The sequence below is a fragment of the Variovorax sp. KK3 genome (assembly GCF_001984055.1).
Lineage (GTDB): Bacteria > Pseudomonadota > Gammaproteobacteria > Burkholderiales > Burkholderiaceae_C > Variovorax.
In genome coordinates, this window is record NZ_LYVO01000059.1 from 18,552 (window position 1) to 45,049 (window position 26,498).

At 68.9% G+C, this 26,498-nt stretch carries 26 protein-coding genes; 13 read left to right on the forward strand and 13 right to left on the reverse strand.

The annotated features are described in order from the left end of the window. Positions 1-60: 60 nt before the first annotated feature. From B0W80_RS23970 to B0W80_RS23990, 5 genes are all read left to right on the forward strand, one after another. Positions 61-492, forward strand: a complete 432-nt coding sequence (locus B0W80_RS23970) for a hypothetical protein (RefSeq protein WP_077001669.1) — start codon at positions 61-63, stop codon at positions 490-492. 27 nt (positions 493-519) lie between these two features. Next, a complete protein-coding gene (locus B0W80_RS23975) occupies positions 520-1,818 on the forward strand; it encodes a hypothetical protein (protein WP_077001670.1) in 1,299 nt (432 codons plus the stop codon). Continuing rightward, positions 1,815-3,299, forward strand: coding sequence for a hypothetical protein (locus B0W80_RS23980; RefSeq protein WP_077001671.1), 1,485 nt, complete (start codon positions 1,815-1,817; stop codon positions 3,297-3,299). The genes B0W80_RS23975 and B0W80_RS23980 overlap by 4 nt, the downstream gene beginning before the upstream one ends. Then, positions 3,296-4,543 carry a hypothetical protein gene (locus B0W80_RS23985; protein WP_218668943.1) on the forward strand — a complete coding sequence of 416 codons (1,248 nt, stop codon included), beginning with the start codon at positions 3,296-3,298 and terminating at the stop codon, positions 4,541-4,543. The genes B0W80_RS23980 and B0W80_RS23985 overlap by 4 nt, the downstream gene beginning before the upstream one ends. A gap of 66 nt (positions 4,544-4,609) precedes the next feature. Then, complete coding sequence (locus B0W80_RS23990; protein WP_077001672.1) at positions 4,610-5,248, forward strand: Crp/Fnr family transcriptional regulator; 639 nt, start codon at positions 4,610-4,612, stop codon at positions 5,246-5,248. On the opposite strand, the gene B0W80_RS23995 is transcribed toward B0W80_RS23990, so the two are convergent. From B0W80_RS23995 to araD, 7 genes are all read right to left on the reverse strand, one after another. After that, complete coding sequence (locus B0W80_RS23995) at positions 5,227-5,913, reverse strand: hypothetical protein (RefSeq protein ID WP_077001673.1); 687 nt, start codon at positions 5,911-5,913, stop codon at positions 5,227-5,229. The two genes, B0W80_RS23990 and B0W80_RS23995, sit on opposite strands and share 22 nt — an antisense overlap. 94 nt (positions 5,914-6,007) lie before the next feature. Then, on the reverse strand, positions 6,008-6,958 hold the full coding sequence (locus B0W80_RS24000; protein WP_077001674.1) for a 2-hydroxyacid dehydrogenase: 951 nt from the start codon (positions 6,956-6,958) through the stop codon (positions 6,008-6,010). A 17-nt stretch (positions 6,959-6,975) separates the two neighbouring features. After that, a complete protein-coding gene (locus B0W80_RS24005) occupies positions 6,976-7,962 on the reverse strand; it encodes a tripartite tricarboxylate transporter substrate binding protein (protein WP_077001675.1) in 987 nt (328 codons plus the stop codon). 30 nt (positions 7,963-7,992) lie between these two features. Beyond that, a complete protein-coding gene (locus tag B0W80_RS24010; RefSeq protein ID WP_077001676.1) occupies positions 7,993-9,000 on the reverse strand; it encodes a tripartite tricarboxylate transporter substrate binding protein in 1,008 nt (335 codons plus the stop codon). Between the two features lie 38 nt (positions 9,001-9,038). Further along, positions 9,039-10,022 carry a tripartite tricarboxylate transporter substrate binding protein gene (locus tag B0W80_RS24015; protein ID WP_077001677.1) on the reverse strand — a complete coding sequence of 328 codons (984 nt, stop codon included), beginning with the start codon at positions 10,020-10,022 and terminating at the stop codon, positions 9,039-9,041. 34 nt (positions 10,023-10,056) lie between these two features. Then, positions 10,057-10,767, reverse strand: coding sequence for a ribonuclease activity regulator RraA (locus B0W80_RS24020; protein ID WP_077001678.1), 711 nt, complete (start codon positions 10,765-10,767; stop codon positions 10,057-10,059). 28 nt (positions 10,768-10,795) lie between these two features. After that, positions 10,796-12,523 carry an L-arabinonate dehydratase gene (gene araD, locus B0W80_RS24025; RefSeq protein ID WP_077001679.1) on the reverse strand — a complete coding sequence of 576 codons (1,728 nt, stop codon included), beginning with the start codon at positions 12,521-12,523 and terminating at the stop codon, positions 10,796-10,798. 96 nt (positions 12,524-12,619) lie between these two features. On the opposite strand from araD, the gene B0W80_RS24030 reads away from it, so the two are divergent. The 4 genes from B0W80_RS24030 to B0W80_RS24045 all read left to right on the forward strand — a co-directional run bounded on the left by B0W80_RS24030 (position 12,620) and on the right by B0W80_RS24045 (position 16,121). Next, on the forward strand, positions 12,620-13,327 hold the full coding sequence (locus B0W80_RS24030; protein WP_077001680.1) for a GntR family transcriptional regulator: 708 nt from the start codon (positions 12,620-12,622) through the stop codon (positions 13,325-13,327). Positions 13,328-13,465: 138 nt separating this feature from the next. After that, entirely contained in the window at positions 13,466-14,032 is a 567-nt protein-coding gene (locus B0W80_RS24035) for a GAF domain-containing protein (RefSeq protein ID WP_083745586.1), read from the forward strand. A gap of 43 nt (positions 14,033-14,075) precedes the next feature. Continuing rightward, on the forward strand, positions 14,076-15,290 hold the full coding sequence (locus tag B0W80_RS24040; RefSeq protein WP_256856674.1) for an acetate/propionate family kinase: 1,215 nt from the start codon (positions 14,076-14,078) through the stop codon (positions 15,288-15,290). Positions 15,291-15,419: 129 nt separating this feature from the next. Beyond that, positions 15,420-16,121, forward strand: coding sequence for a DUF899 family protein (locus B0W80_RS24045; RefSeq protein WP_077001683.1), 702 nt, complete (start codon positions 15,420-15,422; stop codon positions 16,119-16,121). 15 nt (positions 16,122-16,136) lie between these two features. On the opposite strand, the gene B0W80_RS24050 is transcribed toward B0W80_RS24045, so the two are convergent. Together B0W80_RS24050 and B0W80_RS24055 are read right to left on the reverse strand one after the other, a co-directional pair. Continuing rightward, positions 16,137-17,504, reverse strand: a complete 1,368-nt coding sequence (locus B0W80_RS24050; RefSeq protein ID WP_077001694.1) for an MATE family efflux transporter — start codon at positions 17,502-17,504, stop codon at positions 16,137-16,139. Between the two features lie 113 nt (positions 17,505-17,617). After that, complete coding sequence (locus B0W80_RS24055) at positions 17,618-18,187, reverse strand: DUF2239 family protein (RefSeq protein ID WP_077001684.1); 570 nt, start codon at positions 18,185-18,187, stop codon at positions 17,618-17,620. A gap of 166 nt (positions 18,188-18,353) precedes the next feature. On the opposite strand from B0W80_RS24055, the gene B0W80_RS24060 reads away from it, so the two are divergent. From B0W80_RS24060 to B0W80_RS24075, 4 genes are read left to right on the forward strand one after another with little or no spacing between them, the layout of a single operon-like run. Continuing rightward, positions 18,354-20,708 (forward strand): Tex family protein, encoded by a 2,355-nt coding sequence (locus B0W80_RS24060; RefSeq protein ID WP_077001685.1) that lies wholly within the window; start codon positions 18,354-18,356, stop codon positions 20,706-20,708. Positions 20,709-20,732: 24 nt separating this feature from the next. Beyond that, a complete protein-coding gene (locus tag B0W80_RS24065; RefSeq protein WP_077001686.1) occupies positions 20,733-21,776 on the forward strand; it encodes an acyltransferase in 1,044 nt (347 codons plus the stop codon). Positions 21,777-21,790: 14 nt separating this feature from the next. Next, complete coding sequence (locus B0W80_RS24070; RefSeq protein ID WP_077001687.1) at positions 21,791-22,864, forward strand: patatin-like phospholipase family protein; 1,074 nt, start codon at positions 21,791-21,793, stop codon at positions 22,862-22,864. Between the two features lie 54 nt (positions 22,865-22,918). Continuing rightward, positions 22,919-23,137 carry a hypothetical protein gene (locus B0W80_RS24075; protein WP_077001688.1) on the forward strand — a complete coding sequence of 73 codons (219 nt, stop codon included), beginning with the start codon at positions 22,919-22,921 and terminating at the stop codon, positions 23,135-23,137. Between the two features lie 130 nt (positions 23,138-23,267). On the opposite strand, the gene B0W80_RS24080 is transcribed toward B0W80_RS24075, so the two are convergent. The 4 genes from B0W80_RS24080 to B0W80_RS24095 form a co-directional block, all read right to left on the reverse strand. Continuing rightward, positions 23,268-23,753, reverse strand: a complete 486-nt coding sequence (locus B0W80_RS24080) for a hypothetical protein (protein WP_077001689.1) — start codon at positions 23,751-23,753, stop codon at positions 23,268-23,270. A gap of 4 nt (positions 23,754-23,757) precedes the next feature. Further along, positions 23,758-24,273, reverse strand: a complete 516-nt coding sequence (locus B0W80_RS24085) for a lipopolysaccharide assembly protein LapB (RefSeq protein WP_077001690.1) — start codon at positions 24,271-24,273, stop codon at positions 23,758-23,760. A gap of 109 nt (positions 24,274-24,382) precedes the next feature. Then, positions 24,383-25,468 carry an alpha/beta fold hydrolase gene (locus B0W80_RS24090; protein WP_077001691.1) on the reverse strand — a complete coding sequence of 362 codons (1,086 nt, stop codon included), beginning with the start codon at positions 25,466-25,468 and terminating at the stop codon, positions 24,383-24,385. Positions 25,469-25,526: 58 nt separating this feature from the next. Beyond that, a partial coding sequence (locus B0W80_RS24095; RefSeq protein ID WP_083745588.1) for a DUF72 domain-containing protein occupies positions 25,527-26,498 on the reverse strand: 972 nt, incomplete at its 5' end.

The window sequence follows — 26,498 nt, forward strand, 5'->3', positions numbered from 1 at the left end:
CCGCAGGCCGACACTTTTGCAGGACGAGTCTTCAGGGGGTCTTCAATCGAGGAGATGGCGATGGCCTACGATGTACAACAACTGCTCGACATGTCCCAGCAACAGCTCGACGCGCTGTTCACCGCCAGTCCGCCCGGCGATATACCCGAGGGTGAGGCCGAAGGCACCGCGATCATCGCACCCGGTACGCGCTACACCGAGTCGATCGCGAAGATGATCAATTTCTTCGGCTGGCAGGGCAAGGTCTTCGACCCCGCCAACGGCGTGCTCAAGAACAAGGTGAGCCCTTTCGGCATCCAGGCGATCGTCGCCAAGGTCTACAAGGGCGAGAGCTGGATGGACCAGAAGGAATGCATCGTGCTCGACTACTCGACGACGTCGGTGGTGGCGCACTGGATCCGCGACGAGATCCGCCTCATATCGCCGGGCTTCTACCTGGGCAAGGTGTACTGGGGCAAGGAACGGCTGATCGACTTCAGTCTGCGGTTCTAGCCCTGCAGCCACGGAGCCCAGGGTGCAGTGACGCCGCAATCGCATTTCGTGGTGGTGGCGGCCATCTCACCCGGCCGCGAGGCGAGCCTGCGCAAGCTGCTGGAGTCGATGAACGACAAGCCGGGCATGGCCGACCCCGCGAATCCCATGCTGCCCTTCGGCGCATTTCCGACGCTGCATTTCGCGCGCTTCGCGATGCTCGGCGACGAGTCCATGGCCGACCTGGACGTGTTCGGCCTGCCGCGGCCGCGGCTGCCCGCCTACCTGCTCTTCATGGGCGACTGCGACGGCCCCGCGCTGGACCTGCTGGCCGACATGGTGCAGCGCGCCGGTGCAGGCATGCGGCGCATCTTCGCGCACTGCCGCGGGCTCGACATTCGCGACGACCTGCTCGAATGGATGCTCGAGCACGACCGCCCGGTGGCCGCGCCCTACGTCAACCGCATCGGCCGCACGGTGCAGCAGGTGCATGAAGAAAGCGCCTTGCAGCGGGCCTTGTCGGCGCGGCTGCGGCGCGGCGTGCGCGACCCGGTGACCGACCCGCAGGCACTGCGGCGCAGCCTGCTGAACCACGTGCGCACCCAGCAGGCAGCCGGCCACCTCTTGCTGACGCCGCCCGAGCCCACGCCGATCGGCTGGTGGATCGGCAACGCGCTGCATGCGCTCTCGCTGCCGGTGGCGCTGCTCGTGCTGTGGCCGCTGCTGATCGTGGCGCTGCCTGTCGTGCTCTGGCTGCTGCGCCGGCACGAGAAGCGCGATCCCGAATACTGTCCGCGCCCGAGCGCCGCCGCCGTGCTCGACATGCAGGCGCTGGAGGACCACGACCTCAGCAACAGCTTCACCGCCCTCGGCGCCGTCAAGCCGGGCGCGTTTCGACGTGGGCTGGTGCAGGTGCTGCTGTGGGCGATCGCCTGGGCCTGCCGCCACGTCTTCGGCCGCGGCCACCTGGCACGTGTGCGCACCATCCACTTCGCGCACTGGGTCTTCCTCGACAACAAGGCGCGCGTGCTGTTCGCCAGCAACTACGACGGCAGCCACGAGGCCTACATGGACGACTTCATCAACAAGGTGGCGTGGGGCCTGAACCTGGTGTTCAGCAACGGCTTCGGCTGGCCGCGCACCGACTGGCTCATCAAGCGCGGCGCTCGCCGCGAGCTGCCCTTCAAGCACTACCAGCGCGGCCACCAGCTGCCCACGCAGGTCTGGTACAAGGCCTACCCCGGGCTCACGCTGAGCGACCTCGAACGCAACCGGCGCATCCGCGAAGGCTTCGAGCGCGTGGGCATGAGCGACGCCGAGGCGCTGGCCTGGCTGAGGCTGCTATGAGCACCGCACCGCCAGTGGAGTTCGAGGACATCCAGGGCCTGGTGCGCTATGGCTACAAGAAGTTGCCCGAGGCCTGCTTCCTGTTGCTGCACATCCGCGATGCGGTCGGTGCGCGAAGCTGGTTGAGGCGTGCCGACGTCGCGACCGCGGTCGAGCGGGCGCAACTGCCGGAGACTGCGCTGCAGGTCGCCTTCAGCGCACCGGGGTTGTCGAAACTGGGGCTCGCGAAGGACGTCGTCGACGGATTCGCACCCGAGTTCCTGGCCGGCATGGGCGGCGATGCCAGCCGGGCGCGGCGGCTCGGCGACGTCGGCGCGAACGACCCTGCCGCGTGGCGCTGGGGCGGCAACGCCTACGACGTGCCGCACCTGATGCTGATGCTCTACGCCCGATCGCCGGATGAGCTCGACGCCTTCCAGGCCCGCGTGCTGGCCGAGTCCGGCGGCGCGTTCACGCTGATGGAAGACGGGTGCCTGCGCACCGCCACGCTGGGGCCGACCGAGCCCTTCGGCTTCGTTGATGGCATCTCACAGCCGGAGCTCGACTGGGAGCGCAGTCGCCCGGCGCGCGACGAGGAGCAGTTCGAGTTCACCAACCGCAGCTGCCTGGGCGAGTTCCTGCTGGGCTATCCCGACGAATACGGCGCCTACACCGACCGGCCCCTGCTCGCGCCCGAGCGCGACCCCGGCGAATGGCTGGCGCGTGCCGAAGAGGCGCCGGAGCAGGCGGACCTGGGTCGCAACGGCAGCTACCTGGTGGTGCGTCAATTGGCGCAGGACGTGGGCGGCTTCTGGCAATTCGTCGACCGCGAGTCCGGCGGCAACCCCGAACTGCGTCGGCGCGTGGCGGAGGCCATGGTCGGGCGCAGCATCGCCACGGGCGAGTCCTTGATGGGACCGGGCCAGGAGCGCATCGACGGCGTCGACATCAAGGAGCAGGCGCGGAACGGCTTCACCTACGCGGCCGATCCCGAAGGCCTGCGCTGCCCCATCGGCGCGCACGTGCGGCGCGCCAACCCGCGCAATGCCGACCTGCCGCCCGGCTTCGACAACCCGCTGTCGCGACTGTGGCGGCGCCTGGGCTTCGGCGCAGACCCGCTGCGGCCGGACCTGGTCGCCTCGGCACGCTTTCACCGCCTGCTGCGGCGCGGTCGCAAGTACGGCGGCGAGCCGGGCCAGGAAACCGGGCTGCATTTCGTCTGCCTCGCAACCAACATCGGGCGGCAATTCGAGTTCGTGCAGAGCGCGTGGCTGGCCGGCACGCGCTTCGACGGCCTCTCCGGCGAATCCGACCCCTTGCTGGGGCATCGGCAGCCGGGGCCCGACGGACGGCCCACGGACGGCTTCTCGATACCCATCGCCGACGGCCCGGATCGCCGCATCGCCGGCCTGCCGCAGTTCGTGACCGTGCAGGGCGGCGCGTACTTCTTCCTGCCCGGCCTGCGGGCGCTGCGCTACCTGTCGGAGGTGGGGGAACGATGAACGACCAGAACGCCAACCCCGACTCGAACGCCAGCCGGTCCGCGCCGCGCGCCAACACCGGCTCGGCGCTCAAGAACTTCATCAGCGATTCGGGCATGGCCCTGCTGCAGCTGGAGCGGCGCTTCGATCCCTTCGTGCGCCCGGCCTTCGACGCGCTGCTGCGCGATCCGCTCGCGCGGCTGACCACGGCGCTGATCAACAGCCGCCGCACCGACGAGGGCCTCGCCATTGCCGAAGAACGCTTGCTGCCGGACGAAGAGAAGTTCGTCGACTCCATCGTCGAGAGCTTCACGCAGCAGATGCGCGACCTGTGGAAACCTGGTGGCTTCGAGCGCGGCGGCAACACCAAGACGCAGGGCCTCGTGCGCGCCGAGTTCACGGTGCACGACGACATCCCGCCGCACATGAAGCGCGGCATCTACGCGAAGCCGCAGACCTTTCGCGCGTGGGTGCGCTTCTCGGGCCCGGGCCCCTACATCACGCCCGACATCGAGGACGTGGGCTTCATGAGCATCAGCATCAAGCTCCTGGGCGTGCCGGGCCCGAAGCTGATGGACGACGAACAGCACACGCTCGACATGTTCGGCGTGTCGACGCCCACCTTCGTCACGCCGGACGTCAAGGCCAATGCGGCGCTGCAGATCGAGAGCGTGAAGAACGCGCAGCTCTTCTACTTCGTGAATCTGCGCGAGTCGCACATCCTCGACCTGGTGATGCAGTCGCTCTTCATCAAGACGCAGTCGAGTCCCTTCGAGGCGCCGTATTTCAGTTGCGTGCCCTACCTGATGGGCGAGGGCCAGGCCATGCAGTACTCGGTGTGGCCGACGTCGGCGAAGCGCACGCCCATTCCGCGCCTGCCGCTGCGGCCGCCCGACGACTACCTGCGCATCGCCATGGTCAACACGCTGGCCGAGCGCGACGTGGAACTCGACATCCGCCTGCAGATGCAGACCGACCCGCACCGCATGCCGATCGAGAACGCCGGCGTGCTGTGGCCCGAGAAGCTGTCGCCGCGCGTCAGCGTCGCCACGCTGCGCATTCCGCGGCAGCGCTTCGATTCGCCGGCGCAGATCGCGTTTGCGAGGAGGCTTTCGTACAACCCTTGGCATACCATCGCCGAGCACCGGCCGCTGGGCAACCAGAGCCGGGCACGGCGGCGCATGTACTGGGCCTTGTCGCAGCTGCGGCAGGGCATGAACGGGGTGCCGCATTACGAGCCGGACGGGAACGAGGTGTTCGACTAGCCGACGGCCTTCGCGGGCGCCGCGTGCGTCCCTCGGCGTGCCCGGCTCAGACACGGAGATCGCCGCATGCAATGGACAGAACTCTTCGGCTACCTGGGCGCGCTGCTGACGCTCACCACCTTCTCGATGAAGACGATGGTGCACCTGCGCATGGCGGGCATCGTGGCCAACCTGGCCTTCATCAGCTACGGTGCGTTCGGTGCGGTCTACCCCGTGCTGCTGCTGCACCTGGCGCTGCTGCCGCTGAACGTGTGGCGGCTGAGGCAGCTGCTGCAACTCACACGCCAGATCCGCGAGATCGCGGGCAGCCGGCTGTCCATCGAGTGGCTCAAGCCTTTTTCGCGCCGGCGTGTGGTGCAGGCGGGCGACACGCTCTTCAACCGTGGCGACGATGCGGCCGAGGTGCTGTTCGTGCTGAGCGGCCGCTTCCGCGCGGTGGAAGCAGACGTCGCCCTGGGGCAGGGCGAGGTCATCGGCGAACTGGGCCTGATCACCAAAGAGCACCGGCGAACGCAGACGGTGGTCTGCGAAGAGAGCGGCGCGCTATTGGCTGTCACCTACGACGAGGTGCGGCAGATGTACTACCAGAACCCGAAGTTCGGCTTCTTCTTTCTCGAGCTGGTGGCCGAGCGCCTGATGCGGGACGCGCGGCAAGGCGCGCAATCAGGCGCGCCCCGCATGGATCACCTGGCCGCGAAGCAGTAGAGGCGGCCCGAGCCGCCGGTGCGGACCAGCGCTTCCTGGCTGCAGCCGGCCGACTGGTGCGAGAAGTTCCACGACGTGGCCCACGCTTCCGGCATCGGGCCGTTGCGATCGTGGTGGCCGACCACGGCAGAGCCTTCGGCGCCGCTCTTGGTCCAGGCGCCGCAGGTGGTGTCGGTCTGCGGTGCGAAGGCACTGCCGTCGGCACGCGAGCCGGTGAGGATGTCGTGCTCGTTGGGGTTGTCGCCGCGCCCGCGCACCGGGTTGCCGCGCTCGTCGAGGGCCGTGGCCTTGCTGATGTTGTTGCCGTCGTGCAGATGCGCCAGGTCGCGCGCGATGAGGTCGCCCTTGGCGTTGTGCCAGGGGCCGGTGCCGATGCGGTCGCGCGCGTTGACGGCGGCCACGCCGGGCGTGCTGCCTTGCGGAAAGGTGGGAGGCACGCTCAGGTAGGCGCGCCAGGTCTTGCCGCCGGCACCGGCCGTGCCCGCGAGCCGTTGGCAAAGCGCATCGGCACCCGCGAGGCCGCCGAGGTCGGCCCCCTTGCCGCTGCCGGTACTGCTGATGAAGAAGCTCATCGATTGCCCGCCGGTCGGCCCGGTGGCACAGGCGGTGACGAGGGCGACCGTGGCGCCGGCGAGGGCCACGGCGAGCAATGCAGACTTGGGCATGAAGGATTCCTTTGGACGTTTTCGCGAAGCCCGTATTGGGCATCGCGTCGCGTGAAAGGCGCCTAGGACGAACCCGAACGGATGGTGCCGCGCGTCAGGGCACCGCCACCTTCACATGGCCTTCGGCGAAGAAGCTGCGCAGGTTCTCGAACACGAGGTCGGCCATGGCTTGGCGGGTCTCGTGCGTGGCGCTCGCCACGTGCGGCAGCAGCACTGCGTTGTCGAGCGCGAAGAAGGCCTCGGGCACCTGCGGCTCGCGTTCGAACACGTCGAGGCCGGCGCCCGCGATGCGGCCCTCGCGCAAGGCATCGAGCAGCGCGGCTTCGTCGACGACCGAGCCGCGCGAGATGTTGATGAGAAAGCCTTTGGGCCCGAGCGCTTCGAGCACGCCGGCATCGACCAGCTTGCGCGTCTCGGCACCGCCCGCGCTGGCGACCACGAGGAAGTCGGCCCACCGGGCCAGGCCGTGCAGCGTGGGCTCGTAGGCGAAGGGCGCATCGGGCAGCGCACGGCGATTGTGGTAGCGCACCTCCATGTCGAAGCCGCTCGCGCGCCGGGCGATGACGCGGCCGATGCGGCCCAGGCCCAGGATGCCGAGCTTCTTGCCCGAGATGCGCGTGGTCAACGGGTACTGGCCCGCGAGCCATTCGCCGCGGCGCACGAAGCGGTCCGATGCCGAGAAGCGTCGCGCCGCGTCCATCAGCAAGCCGAAGGCGGTATCGGCCACGCAGTCGTTGAGTACGTCGGGCGTGTAGCCGATCTGGATGCCACGCTCGCGCGCATGCGCGACGTCGATGGTCTCGTAGCCCACGCCGAAGCTGGAGATCACGCGCAGGTTGGGCAAGGCGTCGATCAAGGCGCGGTCGGCGCCGTAGCGGGCCGAGCTGGTGAGCGCGACGAACGTGTGGCCGTGCTCGGCGAGCCAGGCGGTGTTGTCCTGCTCGGCGTCGAGCAGGTGCACGTCGAATTCGGCGGCCAGCGCGCTTTCGAGTTGGGGCAGCAGGCGGCCTCTTTGCAGGATGCGCGGGCGTGTCGTGTTGCTCATGTCTGGTCGCGTGGTGTTCATTCGGGTTGGATGCCGGCCGCCTTGGCGACCTGGGCCCATTTGCCCATCTCCTTCGCGATGAAGGCGGCGAACTGTTCGGGCGTGCCGCCCACGGGCTCGACGCCGGCATCGGTCAGGCGTTGCTTGATGTCGGGCAGCGCCAGGATGCGTGTGACCTCGGTGGCGATCTTGTTCACCACCGGCCTCGGCGTGCCGGCTGGTGCGAGCAGGCCGCCCCAGGTGCTGGTCTCGTAGCCGGGCAGGCCGGCCTCGGCCATGGTCGGCACGTCGGGCAGCATCGCGATGCGCTTCGGCGTGGTCACGGCGATGGCGCGCAGGCCACCGGCTTTCACCTGCGTGCTGATGGCGGCCAGCGTGTCGAACATCAGCGACACGCGGCCGCTCAGCAGATCGGGATGCGCGAGCGTGCTGCCCTTGTAGGGGATGTGGATCATGTCGATGCCGGCCATGCTCTTGAACAGCTCGCCCGAGAAGTGCGGCGCGCCGCCCGATCCGCTCGATGCGAACGACAGCTTGCCGGGGTTGGCCTTGCCGTAGGCGATCAGCTCCTTGAGGTTCTTCGCGGGGAACGAGGGCGCGACCACGAGCACCAGCGGCACCACGTGGGTCTGCACCACGGGCTCGAAGCTCTTCAGCGTGTCGAAGGGCAGCTTCTTCACCATCGACGGGTTGATGGCATGGCTGCTGGCCACCAGTGCGAGCGTGTGGCCGTCGGGCGCGCTCTTGGCGACGAAGTCGGTGCCGATGATGCCGGTGGCGCCCGTCTTGTTGTCGACCACCACCGGCTGGCCCCATTGCTCGACGAGCTTCTGGCCGATCAGCCGTGCGGCCAGGTCGATGGCGCCGCCGGGCGAGGCGGGCACGACGATGGTCATCTGCTTCGAAGGAAAGGCGGCCTGCGCGCGAGCGGGCAGGGCGCCTGCGAGTCCCAGTGCGGCCAGGCATGCGGGGGTGAAGGCGAAATCTCTGCGGCGGATCATCATCGAGCTATCTCCAGGCATGGTGGGCAACCTTCATTCGACGCGCACGTTACGCGCCTTGATGACGCGCGCGTAGCGGTCTTTCTCGGCATCGATGGTCGACTGCAGCTCGGCCGGCGTGGTGCCGCGCGGCGTGGCGCCCTGGGCGATGAGCTTTTCGCGCACGTCGGGCAGCGCGACGACTTCCTTCACGGCGGCCGAGAGCTTGTCGACGATGGGCTGCGGCGTGCCCGCGGGCGCGAGCAAGGCGACCCACGAACCCGACTCGGCATTGGCCACGCCCTGTTCCGCGAGCGTCGGCACGTCGGGCATGCTGGGCGAGCGCGCTGCGCTGGTGACCGCGAGCGCACGCAGCTTGCCCGACTTGACGTAGCCGGAGGTCTCGAGGATCGACGCGAACAGCATGTCGACGTGGCCGGCCATCAGGTCGGCCATGGCGGGGCCGCCGCCCTTGTACGGCACGTGCACGAGCTTCGCGCCCGTGGCCTGCTGAAAGATCTCGGCCGTGAGGTGCGGCGAGCCGCCGCTGCCAGAGCTGGCGAACGTGTACTTGTCGGGCTCGGCCTTGGCCAGCGCCACCAGTTCCTTCGGCGTCTTGGCCGGCACCTTCGGGTTGACCACCAGCGCGAACGGCAGGTCGGCGAACAGCGAGACCGGTGCGAAGGCCTTGTCGGGGTTGTAGGGCATCTTGGGATACAGCGACTGGTTGATCGCCTGCGTGCCTACGTTGCCGACCAGCAGCGTGTAGGCGTCGGGCTTGGCCTTGGCCACGGCCTCGGCGCCGACCAGGCCGCCGGCGCCCGTGCGGTTGTCGATGACGAAGGACTGCTTGAGCTTCTCGCCGAGCTTCAACGCGAGCAGCCGTGCCGCGATGTCGGTGCCGCCGCCGGGCGCGAAGGGCACGACGATGGTGACGGGGCGCTCGGGGTAGGCGCCTTGCGCGTGGACGGCGAAGGGCGCCAGCGCGGCAAGGGCCAGTGCCGCGATCGAGCGGCGCTTGAACGTGCAGGTGTGGGTGCAGGTGTGGGTGCGGGTGTGCATGCGTGCCTTTTGAAGGAGGTGTGTCTGCGGTGCGTTCGTCATTCGGCCGTTGCGCCCGACTTCTTGACCAGCTCGGCCCAGCGCGGGATCTCGCGTGCCATGAAATCGCGCAGCTCGTCGGGCGAGCTGCCGACCAGTTCCATCGCCAGCTGATCCTGCAGCTTGGCTTGCACGTCCGGTTGCTTGAGCGCGGCCACGATCTCGGCGTTGACGCGGTTCACGATGGGCCGCGGTGTGCCCTTGGGCAGGTACACGGCCTGCCACGACGACATCTCGAAGCCGGGCACGCCCGACTCGATCATCGTCGGCAGTTGCGGCAGCAGCTTGATGCGCTTGCCGGTGGTCACGGCCAGCAGCTTGAGCTTGCCGCTCTGCACCAGCGGCAGCGCGGCCGTGACCTGGTCGAACATGAAGGGCACGAGCCCGGCCGCCACGTCGGTCATGGCCGGCGGCGTGCCTTTGTAGGGCACGTGCGTGAGCTTCACTCCGATCAGGTCGGCGAAGAGTTCGCCGGCCAAGTGGGTGGACGTGCCGGCGCCGGACGATGCGAAGTTGCGCTTCGACTCGTCCTTCTTCAGCAGCGCGATGAGTTCGGGCACCGAGTTGACGCCGAGCTGCGCGTTGACGATCAGCACGTTGGGCAGGCGCGCCACCAGCGACACGGGTTCGAAGTCCTTCACCGGGTCGTAGGTGAGCTTCTTGTACAGGCTGGCGTTGATGGCGTGCGTGCTGATGGTGCCGCCGAACATCGTGTAGCCGTCGGGCGCGGCCTTGGCCACGTAGGCGGCGCCGATGCCGCCGCCCTGGCCCGGGCGGTTGTCGACGACGACCGATTGCTTCAGGGCGTCGCCCATCTTGTTGGCGAGCGTGCGTCCGACGATGTCGGTCGAGCCGCCGGCCGTGAAGGGCACGACGTAGGTGATGGGCTTGCCGGCGGGCCAGTCGGCGGCCGGTGCGGCGAAGGGAAGAAGGGCGGGCAGCACACAGGCTGCCGCACGCAGGGCGCGGCGGAAGAAGGTCATGGCTTGTCTCCGGGTGTCGTGGGGTGCGCGCGCTTCAGCGTCCGTTCGCCTGCCGCCAGGCCGCGAAGTCGGTGCGCGACTGCTCGTCGGTCGGCGGGTAGAGGCCGAGGATCGATCGGCCTTCCATCACCTTCTCTTGCACGAAGTCTTCGAACGCCGTCATCTCGGTGGCCTCGGCCGCGACCTCGTCGGCGATGTTCGCGGGGATCACGATCACGCCTTCGGCATCGCCCACGATCACGTCGCCCGGAAACACCGGCGCGTCGCCGCAGCCGATCGGCACGTTGATGTCGATGGCCTGGTGCAGCGTCAGGTTGGTCGGCGCGCTGGGGCGGCTGTGGTACGCGGGAAAGGGCAGCTTCGCGATCTCGGGGCTGTCGCGAAAGCCGCCGTCGGTCACGACACCGGCGGCGCCGCGCTTCATCAGGCGGCTGATCAAGATGCCGCCGGCCGAGGCGGCGCGCGCGTCCTTGCGGCTGTCGATGACCAGCACCGCATCAGGCGGGCATTGCTCGACGGCCTGGCGCTGCGGATGCTGGCGGTCGGTGAACACGGCGATCGTGTTGAGGTCTTCGCGCGCCGGGATGTAGCGCAGCGTGAAGGCCTCGCCCACCATGTTGGGCAAGCCGGCATTGAGCGGCCGCACGTCCTGGATGAACTGGGTGCGCAGCCCGCGCTTGAAGAGCGCGGTGCACAGGGTGGCGGTGCTGACCTTCATCAGCTGCGCGCGGGTGTTGGGATTCACTGGCGTTGTCTCCTTGGAAGCAGGTCGATCAGAAGATGTCGGGCTCGGGCACGGGCTTGCCGAAGCTGGTCTCGAGGAAGTCGAAGTCGCAGCCCGCATCGGCCTGCAGGATGTGGCGGCCGAACATCCAGCCGTAGCCGCGCTCGTAGCGCGGCGGTGGCGGCGTCCAGGCGGCGCGGCGTGCGGCGAGCTCTTCGTCGCTGACCTCAAGGTGGATGGTGCGCGCCGGCACGTCGACTTGGATGCGGTCGCCGGTCTTCACGAGCGCGAGCGGACCGCCGACGGCGGATTCGGGCGAGCAATGCAGCAGGCAGCCGCCGTAGCTGGTGCCGCTCATGCGCGCATCGCTGAGGCGAAGCATGTCCTTCACCCCCTGCTTGAGCAGCTTCGTCGGGATCGGCAGCATGCCCCATTCGGGCATGCCGGCACCGCGCGGGCCGGCGTTGCGCAGCACCATGATGTCGTCGCCGGTCACGTCGAGGTCCGGGTCGTCGACCGCCTTCTTGAGGCTCGGGTAGTCGTCGAAGACCAGCGCGCGGCCGGTGTGCTGCAGCAGGTGTGGCGCGCAGGCGCTGGGCTTGATCACCACGCCGTCGGGCGCGAGGTTGCCGCGCAGCACCGCGAGCGCGCCTTCGGCATAGATGGGGTTGTCCAGCGGGCGGATCACGTCGTCGTGATAGACCTCGGCGCCGGCGATGTTCTCGCCCAGCGTGCGGCCGTTCACAGTCATCGCGTCGGTGTCCAGATGGCCGCGGATGCGCTCCAGCAGGGCCGGCAGCCCGCCCGCATAGAAGAAGTCTTCCATCAGGTATGCATCGCCGCTCGGCCGGATGTTGGCGATGACGGGCACGCGCCGGCTGGCGGCATCGAAGTCGTCCAGGCTCACGGGATGGCCGGCGCGCCGCGACATGGCGATCAAGTGGATGATCGCGTTGGTCGAGCAGCCCATCGCCATCGCGCAGGCGATGCCGTTCTCGAAGTTGGCGCGCGTCAGCATCTTCGCGGGCGTGAGGTCGTCCCACACCATCTCGACGATGCGCCGGCCGCACGCGGCGCTCATGCGCACGTGGTTCGCATCGGCCGCGGGAATGCTCGACGCGCCGGGCAACGCCAGGCCCACGGCCTCGGCGATGCCCATCATCGTGGCGGCCGTGCCCATGGTCATGCAGGTGCCGTGGCTGCGCGCGATGCCGGCTTCCATCTCGTGCCAGGCCTGGTCGGTAAGGTGCCCGGCGCGGCGTTCGTCCCAGTACTTGAAGGCATCCGAGCCCGAGCCGAGCACCTTGCCGCGCCAGTTGCCGCGCAGCATCGGCCCGGCCGGCAGGTAGATGAACGGCACGCCCATGCTCAGCGCACCCATGGTCAGGCCGGGGGTGGTCTTGTCGCAGCCGCCCATGAGCACGGCGCCGTCGACCGGATGGCTGCGCAGCAGCTCTTCGGTTTCCATGGCGAGGAAGTTGCGGTAGAGCATGGTGGTGGGCTTGACCATGCTTTCCGACAGCGAGATGGCCGGCAGCTCCAGCGGAAAGCCGCCGGCCTGCAGGATGCCGCGCTTCACGTCGTCCACCCGTTGCTTGAAGTGCGAGTGGCATTGGTTCGCGTCGCTCCAGGTGTTGACGATCGCGATGACCGGCTTGCCGGCCCAGTCGGCCGGGGCATAGCCCATCTGCATGACGCGGGAGCGGTGGCCGAAGGAGCGGAAGTCGTCCGGTGCGAACCACCGGGCGCTGCGCAGGGAATCGTAGGTGCGCTTCATGGGGTGTTGGGGGCCGTGGGGCTGGCCTTGTCTCCTTGTGTGGGCTGGATTGAAACATTAATATATTAGTGCGTCAATGCCTAGAATCTGCGCCCGATGAGCACCCTCCAGAAAATCCGGCTCGACCGCACGCGGCTCGCGGCACCCCAGGTGCTGGAGCAGTTGCGCGAGGCCATTCTTTCGATCGAACTGGCGCCGGGCACGGTGCTGGTGCGGCAGGAACTGGCCGAGCTGTTCGGCGTGAGCCAGACGCCGGTGCGTGAAGCGCTGCTGCGGCTGAGCGAGGAGGGCCTGGTCGAGGTGTACCCGCAGCACGCCACGCTGGTGAGCCGCATCGACCTGGCGGCGGCGCGGCAGGCGCACTTTCTGCGGCGGTCGATCGAGCTGGAGATCGTGCACCAGCTCGCCGAGCAGGCGCCGCCCGCGCTGGTCGGGCAGCTCGAAGCGCAGATCGCGCTGCAGGCCGCGCTGGCGGCGGCCCAGCAGTACAGCGATTTCGTCGAGGCCGACCGGCGCTTCCACCAGCTCATGTACGAGGCGGCAGGGGTTCCGGGCTTGTGGGACACGGTGAGTCGCATGTCGGGCCACGTCGACCGCTTGCGCCGGCTGCACCTGCCCACGGCCGGCAAGACCGAATCGATCCTGCGCGACCACCGCGCGATCGCGCAGACCATTCAGCGCGGCGACGCGGCAGCTGCGCAGGAGGCGGTGCGCACGCACCTGTCGGGCACGCTCAGCGCCGTCGCCGAAATCTGCGAGCGCTTCCCCGATTACATCGAGGCCGGCGCCGGCGAGCCTCGGTAGCCGGGCGCCGATCCGTGATCTCCGTGGCGAAAAGGGGCCCGGCGAGCCGCCGGGCGCCACGCCATGGCACGAAGCGTGCGAAATGAACACACGTGAACCACCGCGCGGCCCTTAGGATCGCCCCCAAGGAAGTTATGCATGGAAACGTTTGCAATGGATTCGCCAAGCACCGCTGCGGATGAAGACCTGGATGCACGCCTCGGCGTCATCACGGCGAAGGAGCGTTTTCCTTCGGGCGAGGTGTCGGTCGACCGTGCCATCGGCGACCTGCTCGTGATCGTGCGTGACCTGCTGGGCCTGCAGGTGGCCTTCGTGAGCGAGTTCGTCGACGGGGCGCGGGTGTTCCGGCACATCCAGTCCATCGACTCGGCCTTGCAGATCCGTCCGGGCGACTCGGCGCCGCTCGAGCACACGATTTGCCAGCGCATCCTGGACGGGCGCCTGCCCAACGTGGTGCAAAGCATCACCGACGTTCGCGAAGAACAAGGCCTGCCCGACGCTTTCGACGGCATGGGAACGCACATCGGCGTGCCCGTCCTGCGCGCCGACGGCACGGTCTACGGCATGCTGTGCGCTTTCAATGCCGAAGGCGAGAGCCTGCTCGACGAGCGCGACCTTCGGCGCCTCGAGCTGGCAGCGTCCACCGCGGCGCGGCTTCTGGCCCGCGCGGACGGCCGCGAGTTTTCCGACCCGGCGCTGGCTTAGCGCGCCGAATAGCGGCAGCATCGAGCCGCATTCCCCAGATTCGATGACAAACCCTTCAGCTCCTCCCGGCGACGCCATGGTGGCCGTGGCCAATGCCGGCTCGTCCAGCCTCAAGTTCTCCCTTTACCGTGCGCAAGGCGAAGTGCTCGCGCCGGTGCTGCGCGGCCTCGTCGAAGAGATCGACACGGCGCCCCGCTTCACGGCGCGCGATCCGGCGGGCCGCGTGCTCGCCCAGCGGACCTGGGCACCGGGCGAGGCGATCGGCCACGACGCTGCGCTGCGGCACGTGATCGGCGCCGTGCGCGAACTGGTGCCCGGCGTCTCGCTGCGCGGCATCGGCCACCGCGTGGTGCACGGCGGCATGGACTTCGCGCAGCCCGCGCTCATCACGCCGGAGGTGCTGGGGCGGCTCGAAGCCCTGTCGCCGCTGGCGCCGCTGCACCAGCCCAGCAATTTGGCGGCCGTGCGCCTGGCCTTCGAATTGCTGCCCGGCGTGCCGCAGGTGGCCTGCTTCGACACCGCCTTCCACCGCAGCAACGCCGAGCTGGCACAGATGTTCGCGCTGCCGCTCGCGTTCTACGAGGCCGGCGTGCGGCGCTACGGCTTCCATGGGCTGTCGTACGAATACATCGCAGAGCGGCTGCCGGTGGTTGCGCCGATGCTGGCGCAGGGCCGCGTGATCGCGCTGCACCTGGGCAACGGCGCCAGCCTCTGTGCGCTGCAAGGCGGCCGCAGCATCGCCAGCACGATGGGCTTCACAGCGCTCGACGGCCTGCCCATGGGCACCCGCTGCGGCAACATCGACCCGGGCGTGCTGCTGTACCTGATGAACGAGCGCGGCATGGATGCGAAAGCCATCGAACAACTGCTGTACCGCGAGTCGGGCCTGCTGGGCGTGTCCGGCCTGTCGAGCGACATGCGCGTGCTGCTGGCCAGCGACGCGCCACGGGCGCAGTTGGCCGTCGCGCTCTTCGTTCACCGCATCGTGCGCGAGATCGGCTCGCTCGCCGCGGCGCTGGGCGGGCTGGACGGGCTGGTGTTCACCGCCGGCATCGGTGAGCACGCGGCCGAGATCCGTCGCCGCGTCGGGGCCGGCGCGGCCTGGATGGGCCTGGCGATCGACGACGACGCCAATGCGGCTGGCGGGCCCTGCATCAGCACGGCGGCCAGCAGTTGCTCGGCGTGGGTGATCCCGACGGACGAGGAACTGACGATCGCGCGCCACACGCTGGCGTTGCTGGGCCGAGGCGGACGATAGCCCTGGACCGCACGCGCGCCGCTGCAGGAAATCGACTTCAAGCTGCAGGAAGTTCGGCCTACCGCACGCGGGCCCTGCACGCTTCACCGTGACCTTCGGGCATCCGAGGACTCATCAGGACACGACGCCATGAAAGATTCGCTGACCCCCGCCGCCGAACTCGCGAAGAAGGCGAAGACGCCATTCCCAGGCGCCTCGCCGGAATACGAGTCCGCACGCCAGGCCCTGCTGGCCGAAGAGATCGAATTCCGCCGCCACATGACGCGCCTGGGCGAACGACGCCGCGCGCTGCCGCCCGGCCCGGTCATCGACAAGAACTACCGCTTCAAGGACGAGCAGGCCTTCGAGGTCGGCCTGGCCGATCTCTTCGGCGACAAGGACACGCTGGTCACCTACTTCTGGATGTACGGCCCGCAACGCGAGCGACCGTGCCCCATGTGCACCAACTGGCTCGGTTCGGTGAACGGCAATGCGGCCGACATCAAGCAGCGCGTGGCGCTCAAGATCCTCGGTCGCTCGCCGGTGGAGCGCCAGTACGCCTTTGCGCAAGAGCGCGGCTGGCGCGACTTGACCTTCGTGCAGACGGTTGGCGACGACTATGCCAAGGACCTCGGCGTGCTGCTGCCCGACGGCAGCGAATACCCGGCCCTGATCGTCTACCGCCGCGACGGCGACAAGGTGCGCCTGTTCTGGGCCAGCGAGATGACGAAGGAGATGGCCGACCCCGGCCAGGACCCGCGCGACGCGCCCGACATCGCGTCGCTCTGGTCGCTGCTCGACCTGACGCCGCACGGCCGCGGCAACGACTGGTATCCGAAGCTCGCGTATTGACCCGCGCGGCGCGCCTCAGATCAGCCGCCGGATCGCCTTCTTGCGCCACACGAAGCGGTAGTAGCTCGCCTGCAGCGTGAGCATGGCCGCAAAGGCCACCGGGTACGCCACCCAGATGCCGTTGAGCCCCATGCGGTGGCTCAGCCACCAGGCCACCGGCACTTCGATGATGGCGATGCAGAAGATCGAGATCGAGGTCGGCACCAGGACCGAGCCGCTCGCGCGCATGATGCCCGACAGCGCCGCGCCCATGCCGAAGATCACGGTGCTCCACAGCATGATGTGCAGCAGCGTCTGCGCCACCTCGATCACCGGCTCGCTGGTGATGAAGAAGCCCATCAGCGGCCGCGAGAACAGGTAGCCCAGCAGCACCAGCCCGCCGGTGAGCACCAGGTTCATCATCAGCGCCGTCCGCGCGATGGCGCCCAAGCGCTTGACCTGCCCGGCGCCGATGGCCTGTGCGCCCAGCACCGAGGCCGCGATGGCGATCGAGATGGCAGGGAATTGCACGTACGCCACCACCTGGTTCACCGCACCGTAGGCGGCGGTGGCCTCGGAGCCGTAGGTGTTGACGAAGGAGAGCAGGGCGAGCTCGGCCAGCGAGACCACGATCATCTGCACGCCGGTGGGCACGCCGACCTTGAGCACCGCCTTCAGCAACGCGGGCCGCACGCGCAGGTGGCGCAGGAAGCCCGCGTCGGGGGCCAGCGGGCTCTTCTTGCGCCGCAGGTGAAAGGCCAGCCAGGTGGTCGCGACCACGAAGGAGATCACCGTCGCCCAGGCGCCGCTGGCCACGCCCATCATCGGCAGGCCGAACCAGCCGCGGATGAGCGCCGGCGTGATCACCAGGCCCAGGCCCGTCGAGATCATCAGCGTGTAGAGCGGCGCCACCGTGTCGCCCACGCCGCGCAGCATGGCTGTGGAGAGCAGGAACACGAACAGTCCGGGCATCGCGATCAGGATGATGCGTGCGTAGCGCGTGGCATCGGCCAGGATGTCGGGCGGCGTGCCCAGCGCCGCGAGCATCGGCTCGGTGAAGGCGCCGCCGAACACGGCGACGGCGAGCCCGAAGAGCACGCCCACGGTCAATGTGGTGCCGGCCACCGCGCGTGCCTTCTCGGGCTCGCGCGCGCCCCAGGCCTGGCCGATGAGCACCGAGGCGCCGGCGCCCAGGCCGATGGTGAAGGCGATGAAGAAAAACATGATCGGGAAGAAGCTCGACACCGCCGCCAGCGCGCCCACGCCGATCATCTGGCCCAGGTAGACGTTGTTGAGCGTGCCCGACAGCGACTGCAGGATGTTGCTCAGGAGCATGGGCGCCAGGAAGAGCAGGAAGGTCTGCCACAGCGGCCGCGTGGCCACGGCGGCGGCGCGCGTGTCCATCTTCGACGACAGCTGCGGCGGTACCGGGTCGGTGACCGTGGCCGGCGGCGCGACGACCTCGCCGGCGCATTCGACGTCTTCGGGCTCCAGGGGCGGGGCGGGGACCGTGCGGTTCATGCCGCGCTCCAGGCCGCGGCGGCCAGTCGTTGCAGGTAGGTGCGCAGGTCGTCGGGCCAGGGCGCGACGAGCGTCTCGAAGCGCGCGCGCTCGCCGGCGAACAGGGCGCGCGCGGCGTCCTCGAAGCCGGGCAGGTCGCCCGCCATCGCGCTCATGAAGCGATAGGCGGCTTCGCGCGACGCGCGCTCCGCGTCGCGGTCGGCGTGCACGCGGCGGGCTTCGTCGACCAGCCGTCGCAGCGCGACCGAGGCGCCGCCGGGCTGGCGGCTGAGCCAATCCCAGTGGCGCGGCAGCAAGGTGACTTCGCGTGCGACCACGCCGAGCTTGGGGCGGCCGACGCCGCGGGTGATGGGTTCGTCGCCGCCGCCGACCTCGGGGAGGGGCGGGGCGCCTGCCGGGCGCAGATCGAGGTCGAGCCGTTCGCCGGTGCTGTCGTCGAAGACGACCGCCAGATCGGCATCGGCACGCGCGTGCAGCACGGCGAGCAGCTCCGCGCGGGTGCCTGATGCGATGCGGCTCAGGCCGGCGAAGGCGGTCAAGGTGGGTTCTGAATCAGGGGATGACATTGCTGCGAATAATACCCGGGCGAAACAGAGTTTGCAATCTACCCGGGTGAAAACTTGCGTCCGGCGGTGGACGCGATGCCCTATGGCAAACTTGGCCGCTTCCGTTTTCTTCTCACCCCACGCCCGGCACGCTTCCTGCGCGCCTCCGGCCAGCCACTCCCCAGACATGCAGAAAATCACCCGCCAGCTCGCTGCCGAGATCAAGGTCGGCGAGCATCAGGTGAAGGCCGCCGTCGAACTGCTCGACGGTGGCGCCACCGTGCCCTTCATCGCCCGCTACCGCAAGGAGGCCACCGGCGGCCTCGACGACGTGCAGCTGCGCGAACTGGAGGCACGCCTGTCGTACCTGCGCGAGCTCGAAGACCGCCGCGCCGCCGTGCTCAAGAGCATCGAGGAGCAGGGCAAGCTCACGCCCGCACTGCGCGCGGCCATCGAAGCCGCGCCGACCAAGCAGGAGCTGGAAGACCTTTACCTGCCCTACAAGCCCAAGCGCCGCACCAAGGGCCAGATGGCGCGCGAGGCCGGCATCGAGCCCCTGGCCGACCGCCTCTATGCCGACCCGACGCTGGTGCCTGCCGACGAGGCCGCAGCCTTCGTCAAGCCGGCGGCCGACGGCCTCGACTTCTCTACCGTGCAGCTGGTGCTCGACGGCGTGCGCGACATCCTGTCGGAGCGCTGGGCCGAAGACGCCGCGCTGGTGCAGAAGCTGCGCGAATGGCTGTGGGCCGAGGGCCTGTTCAAGTCCAGCCTGATGTCGGGCAAGGACGAGAACAACGCCGACATCGCCAAGTTCCGCGACTACTTCGACTACGACGAGCCGATCGGCCGCGTGCCGTCGCACCGCGCGCTGGCCGTGTTCCGCGGCCGGGCGCAGGACATCCTCGACGCCAAGCTGGTGCTGCCGGTGGAGCCGGAGCCCGGCAAGCCGTCGATCGCCGAAGGCAAGATCGCGCTGCACCTGGGCTGGAGCCACGCCGGCCGCGCCGCCGACGACCTGCTGCGCAAGTGCGTGGCCTGGACCTGGCGCGTGAAGCTGTCGCTGTCGACCGAACGCGATCTCTTCACCCGCCTGCGCGAAGACGCCGAGAAGGTCGCCATCAAGGTCTTCGCGGACAACCTGCGCGACCTGCTGCTGGCCGCGCCGGCTGGCCCGCGCGTGGTGATGGGCCTCGACCCGGGCATCCGCACCGGCGTGAAGGTGGCGGTGGTCGATGCCACCGGCAAGCTGGTCGATACCGCCACCGTGTTTCCGCACGAGCCGCGGCGCGACTGGGAAGGCTCGCTCCACACGCTGGGCAAGCTGTGCGCCAAGCACGGCGTCAACCTGATCGCGATCGGCAATGGCACGGCCAGCCGCGAAACCGACAAGCTGGCGGCCGACCTCATCAAGCTGCTGGCCAAGATGAGCGCCCAGGCGGGCGGCCCGGCGCCTGCCGTCGACAAGGTGGTGGTAAGCGAGGCCGGCGCGTCGGTGTATTCCGCCAGCGAGTTCGCCTCGCAGGAAATGCCTGACGTGGATGTCAGCCTTCGTGGAGCTGCCAGCATCGCGCGCCGGCTGCAGGATCCGCTGGCCGAACTCGTGAAGATCGATCCCAAATCCATTGGCGTGGGCCAATACCAGCACGACGTGAACCAGAGCGAATTGGCGCGCACCCTGAGCGCAGTGGTCGAAGACTGCGTGAACTCGGTGGGCGTGGATCTCAACACCGCAAGCGTGCCGCTGCTGTCGCGCGTCTCGGGCCTGTCCGCGGGCGTGGCCAAGGCGGTGGTGCGCTGGCGCGAATCGAACGGCGCCTTCGCCACCCGCAAGCAGCTGCTCGACGTGACCGGCTTCGGCGGCAAGACCTTCGAGCAGAGCGCGGGCTTCCTGCGCATCCGAGGCGGCCAGAACCCGCTGGACATGACGGGCGTGCACCCCGAAACCTATCCGGTCGTCGAACAGATGATCGAGAAGACCGGCAAACCCATCGCCGAGCTGATGGGCCGCGCCGAGATGCTCAAGACGCTGAAGCCCGAACTCTTCGCCAACGAGAAATTCGGCGTGATCACCGTCAAGGACATCCTGGGCGAACTCGAAAAGCCCGGCCGCGACCCGCGCCCCGACTTCAAGGTGGCCCGCTTCAACGACGGCGTGGAAGACATCAAGGACCTGGTCGAAGGCATGGTGCTCGAAGGCACCGTGAGCAACGTGGCGCAGTTCGGCGCCTTCGTCGACCTGGGCGTGCACCAGGACGGGCTGGTGCACGTGAGCCAGCTCTCGCACAAGTTCGTCAACGATGCGCGCGAGGTGGTCAAGACCGGCGACATCGTCAAGGTGAAGGTGATGGAAGTGGACGTGGCACGCAAGCGCATCGGCCTGTCGATGAAGCTCGACGCCGCGCCGGGCCGCCGCGACGGGCCGCGCGAGAACCGGTTCGAGAACGCAGGCCGGGGCCACCAGGGCCCACGCCGCGACAACACGCCGTTGCCCGCGGGCCAGATGGCGAGCGCCTTCGCCAAGCTGCAGGGCCTGCGCAAGTGACGACGAGCATGGAGCGCAGCACGCATGCCGATTGAGCCTCGCAACGCGCCCATTCGCGGCGGCACGCTACCGGGCCAGGCCGATGCCCATGCGCACGCCGGCGTGCGCGACCTCCATGCCGACTGGCTGAAGGCCGCTGCCATCGTGGGCGTGGTCTGCATCCACGCCGGCACGCCCGTCCAGGACCTGTTCCGCTTCGGCGTGCCGGTCTTCATCGGCCTGTGGGCCTACTACCTCGAGAAGGCGCTGGCGCGGCGGCCCAAAGAGACCCACGGCGCCTACCTGCTGCAGCGGCTGGTGGAACTGGGTGTCGCCTACCTGGCCTGGACACTGCTCTACATCGAGAAGTTCTACGAGGGCCGGCTCGACACCACGCCGCTGCACACCGTCGTGGGCGGCTGGTTCGGTGGGTACGGGTGGTCGGGCCAGTACTACTTCGTCATCCTGTTCCAGCTCACGCTGCTGTTTCCGTTGCTGCGGCGCTGGATCGCCGATGCGCCAACGCTCCCAGTGATCGCCGCCGGCGTGGCGCTGAACGTGGCGGCCGGCTACTGGCTGTTCGAGCACCGGCTGATTTCGGCCGTGGGCGACCGGCTCTTCATCTACTGGATTCCGTATGTCGCGATGGGCATCGCGCTGGCTCGGGGCGAGTTGGCCCGGCGGCCCGGCCTCGCGATCGTCGGCGGCCTGCTGCTGCTGGCCGCACCGCTCGAAAGCGCGCTGTTCACCGAGCACTCGGCCTACTTGTCGTTGACCGTGACGCTGGCCTCGCTGCTGCTGCTCGCGAGCGCCGTGTCGGCCGATCGCGCGCGCATGGCGGTGCCCGCGCAACCGCCGGGGTTCGTCGGCCGGGCGGTCGCGCTGGTGGGCCGTCACACTTTCGCGATCTACGTGGCCAACGTCGGCATGCTGGAGGTCTGCAAGGCCACCGGCTTCACGGCTTTCGCCGAATCGCATGCCGGCGACTGGGGCCTGATCGCCGTGGTGGCCGTCGCGCTCGCGGGTGGCCTGGCCATCGGGTGGCTGCTGCAGGCGCTGGGCCTGGGCGTGCTGGTCGGCAAGCGCTGAAGACCGCGGCCGCGATGAAGGCGCTGCGCATCTACGCGGGCCCCGCGGCACGGGCGCACATCGCCGCGCAGGGCCTGGCGCCGGCGGACGTGCGTACCGTGCCGGGCGCGGCCGGCGGCCCCAAGGGGCTGATCCTCGGGCCCATCGACCGCTTCGTCTTCAGCGACTGGCTGCCGCAGGCCAGCCAACCGGTGGACCTCGTCGGTGCCTCCATCGGCGCCTGGCGGCTCGCCTGCGCCTGCCTCGACGATCCGAAAACGGCCTTCGAGCAATTCGAGCACGGCTACATCCACCAGCGCTTCGACGTGCCGCCCGGGCAGAAGCGGATGAGCGCGAAGCAGGTCAGCGCCCAGTTCGGCGAAGGCCTGCGCGACTTCTACGGTGCCCGTACACCCGAGGTGTTGACTCATCCGCGCTACCGGCTGCACGTGATCACCGCGCGCGGCCGCCATATCCTGGGGCGCGAGGGCAGGGCGCGCACGCCGGCCGGCTACCTGGGCGCCTTCATCACCAACAGCGTGCATCGAAAGAGCCTGGGCGCCTGGCTGGAACGCGTGGTGTTTTCCAGCCCCCATGCGTCGCTGCCTTTCGGCACGCAGGACTTCCGCACACGGCAGGTGCCGCTGGCCGAAAGCAACTTCGCGCTCGCGCTGCAGGCCTCGTGCTCGATCCCCTTCATGCTGGAGGCGGTGCACGACATCCCGGGCGCGCCGCCTGGTGCGTACTGGGACGGCGGCATCACCGACTACCACCTGCACCTGAACTACAGCGCGGCCGACGGCATCGTGCTGTACCCGCACTTCCAGCAGGCGGTGGTGCCGGGCTGGCTGGACAAGGGCCTCAAGTGGCGGCACAAGCCCACGCGCTTTCTCGACCGCACGGTGGTGCTGGCGCCCGACCCTGAATGGGTGCGGGGCCTGCCGAACGCGAAGCTGCCGGATCGCAACGACTTCCTGCGCTACGGCAACGACACGCAGGCCCGTATCCGGGACTGGGGCATCGCCGCGCGCGAGGCGCGGCGGCTGGCCGATGAATTCGCCGACTGGCTGCGGCGCGGCAGCCCGGTGCAGGACGTGCAGCCGCTCTGAATCGACGGCCGGCTACATTCGGGGCTGACGTCAATCCCGGAGGATCTCTTCACCATGAATGCCACCCGAATCATCGGCCTCATCCTGATCGTCGCCGGCATCGCCGCCATCGGCATGGGCGGCTTCAGCTTCACCAAGGAAACCCACCAGGCCAAGATCGGGCCGATCGAGCTGTCGGTGAAGGAGAAGGAGACCGTGAGCTTCCCGACCTGGGCCGGCGTGGCCGCGATCGTGGTAGGAGGCGCCCTCGTCGTCTTCGGTGGAAAGAAATAGCTCTCCCCCAGGCTCCCCCACTTCGTGTGGTCCGCCCACCCCCTCACCGGGGGCAACACCAACGGCCCGGCGAAGTTGGTTCCGCGGTGTTCCCGGCTGCATCGTGCGAACGATCAACTCACGGCGTTGATCATTCCTCCGGCACGTACTTGTTGCCCGCCGCCTTGTACCGATCGATCGCCTTGCTCAGGTCTTCCAGCTCTGCGCAGGCCGGGTTGCACAGGCGCTGCAGCCGGCCCTGACGCTCCTCCGCCTTGGGCAGGTTGCCGAGGATCAGGTAGAGCTCACCCGAGTATTCGAGCGCGCCGCGGTGGTTGGGGTCGATGCGCAGCGCGGCGTCGTAGTGGCGCTCGGCACCCGCATAGTCCGGCGTCTTGCCTTTGCGCAGGCTGTAGCCCATCAGGTTGTTCCAGTCGGCGCTGGCGGTGTCTTCGACCTTCTTGAGCTCGGCGATGGCGCGCTGCCGGTTCCTGGCCTCGATCTGCGAGCGCGCTGCCGCCAGCTTCAGGGCCGGCGGCGTCGATTCGTTGTCCGCCGCGTAGGCCGGCAACTGGAACGCGGCGGCGAGGGCCGCGCAAACGAGCAGATGGCGATGGGTCGGGATGGCGGTCTTCATCCGCTCATTGTGCGGCGCGCGCGCTGCTTTGCGCAGCCTCTTCGGGGTCCGGCACGTACTGGTTGCCTGCGGCCAGGTAGCGCGCGATCGCCTTGCTCAATCGCTCCTGCTCGAAGCAGGCGTTGTTGCAGACCAGCTTCAACGTGGTCAGCCGCTGCTGTGCCTTGGGCAGGTTGCCGAGCACCAGGTAGAGCTCGCCCGAATACGACAGCGCGCCGCGGTGGCTGGGCTCGATGCGCAAGGCCGCGTCGTAGAAGCGCTCGGCCGCCGCATAGTCGGGCACCTTGGCCTTGCGCAGGCTGAAGCCCATCAGGTTGTTCCAGTCGGCATCGTTCGGCGCATTCACGCCTTGCAGTTCGGCGATGGCGCCCTTCCAGTCGCGCGCCTCGATGAAGGCGCGGGCGTTCGCCAGGCGAATCGCGGAAGGCAGCGATGCCGAGTCGACGGCGTACGCCGGCATGGCCAAGGTCAGCATGCCGGCGAGCAGCATGCAGGCGGTGTAGATCGAGACGATGTTCATGGCGATTCCTCGTGGGCTGCGTCGTTGCCATGAAGCGTAGGCGGCGTCAACCAAGGGGTCTTGAATATTTGCGCCATGCGACCCACGAGCGCCGGGCCGCTGCGGGCATTCAGACGCTGAGCTTGCCGAAGCCCGAGTCGCGCGCCAGCACGATCGCCCGGCCGCGGCTGTCGACCTCGAGCTTCGAGAAGACGCTGGTCAGGTGATTGCGCACCGTCTTCTCCGACAAGCCCAGCGTGGCCGCGATCTGTGCGTTGTCGCGGCCTTGGGCCAGCAGTTCCACCAGTTCGCGTTCGCGCGCGGTCAAGGTCTCGAAGACGGGTGCGCGTGACGGCGCGGCCTCGGCCAGGAAGCGCTGCACCTCGTCGAGCCAGTGGGCCCAGCCCGGCTCGTGGCCGACGATCAGGTGGTTGCCGCTGTCGATCGGCACGAAGCGCGCGCCCGGAATCGCGCTGGCGATGAGCCGCCCCTCCGCGAAAGGCACGCGCACGTCGCGCGTGGAGTGCAGCACCAGCGTCGGGCAGCGCACTTCGGCCAGATGCTGCACGACGTCGATGTGATCGAACTCGCGCATGAAGCGCGCCGCGTTCGACGGCGATGTAGATATGCGCTCCAGTTCGTTGAACCAGCGGTGCTGCTCGGGCGTGCCGCCGGGGATGAACTGGCTGGTGAAGAACTGCCGGAAGGCTGCGTCCTGCTTGCCCCAGCCCAGCTCGGCCAGCTTGCGCATCATCTCGGCCTCTTCGCGCTGTTCGATCGAAGGGTTGCGCACCAGGCGCCCGCGCGCATAGCCGCCGTGCAGCACCAGGTGGCTCACCCGATCGGGATGCCGGGCCGCGTAGGCGATGGCGATGGAGGCACCCTGCGAGATACCGAGCAGCCCGAAGCGCTCGGCGCCCAGTGCGTCGACCAGGGTTTCGAGGTCGCGCAGCCAGCTGTCGAAGCTCAGGTCGGCCACCTCCCAGTCCGACAGCCCGCAGCCGCGCTCGTCGTAGCGCACGAAGGTCGACACGGCCGACAGCCCGTGTAGCGCATGGCGCCACACCGGGCTTTCCCAGTCGAATTCGAGGTGCGACAGCCAGGTGGCCGCCTTGATCAGCAAAGGCCCCTGGCCCGAGAGCGCATAGGCGAGGCGCACGCCGTCGTGGCCGCGGGCGAAGCGAATCTGCTGGCGTGGTGCAAGGAGCTTGTGCACAGCCCCCGAGTGGAAGGCGTTTGCTCCGGACGGTCAATAAACCGGATGGCCGGCGTGCTCAACCGGCTTGCCGGATTGCCGCGAGCGCCTGGGCCAGCGCCACCACCGACAGCGGTGCCGAACCCTCTGCCTTGTTGTTGATCGCCACGTAGGCCGGATGCCCCGCACCGGTGGTGCCGGCGATCACGCGCGCCAGGGCATCGCGGGTCTGGGGATCGGGGTCGACCAGCTTGTCGAAGGGCTCGTAGAGCTTCTTGGCGCCTTCGTAGCCGTAGGCGCCGTGCAGACGGTTCAAGTTCCACCGGCACACCAGCGGCCCAGGCCACAGCGCGCGCAGCAGCGGCAGCTGGTCGGCGATGGGCGGCATCTTCGGATGCAGGCCGAGGCAGTACGTGGCGCCGGCCTCGCGCAGCACCTGGGCCAGCGCCGGCGTCAGCAACTCGGGATTGCGCAGCTCGAGGGCGACCACCGCGTCCGGTGCCTGCGGCCGCAGTGCCGGCAGGGCGAGCAGCATGCGCCGCAGGCGTTCGAGCACGTCCGGAAGCTGCGCCAGCATCGCGCCGGGTAGCGGGCTGATCTGGAACACCAGCACGCCCAGCTTCGCGCCCAGGCCGGTGAGCGCCGGCGCGGCGAACTCCTGCGCTGCCAGCACCGGGTCGAGAAAGGCCGGGTTGGCCTGCATGCCGCGCCCGTCCTCGTCGCGCACCAGTGCATCGGCCACGAGGCTCGGCGCCTTCACCATGAAGCGGAAGTCTTCCGGCACCGCGGCCGCGTAGGCCGCGTACTGGCTGGCCGTGAGCGGCCGGTAGAAGCCGCGGTCGAGGCTCACGGTGCGAAGCAGCGGATGCTGCGCATAGGCCGCGAGTCCGTGCTTGGAGAGCACCGATTGTTCGTAGTCGCCGTTCCAGACCAGGCCCGCCCAACCGGGAAAGAACCACGAAGAAGTGCCCAGGCGCAACTGCGGTGGCAGGTCGGCCGCGAGCGCCTGGGCACTTCTTCGTGGTTCTTTCCCGGTTGGGCGGGCCTGGTC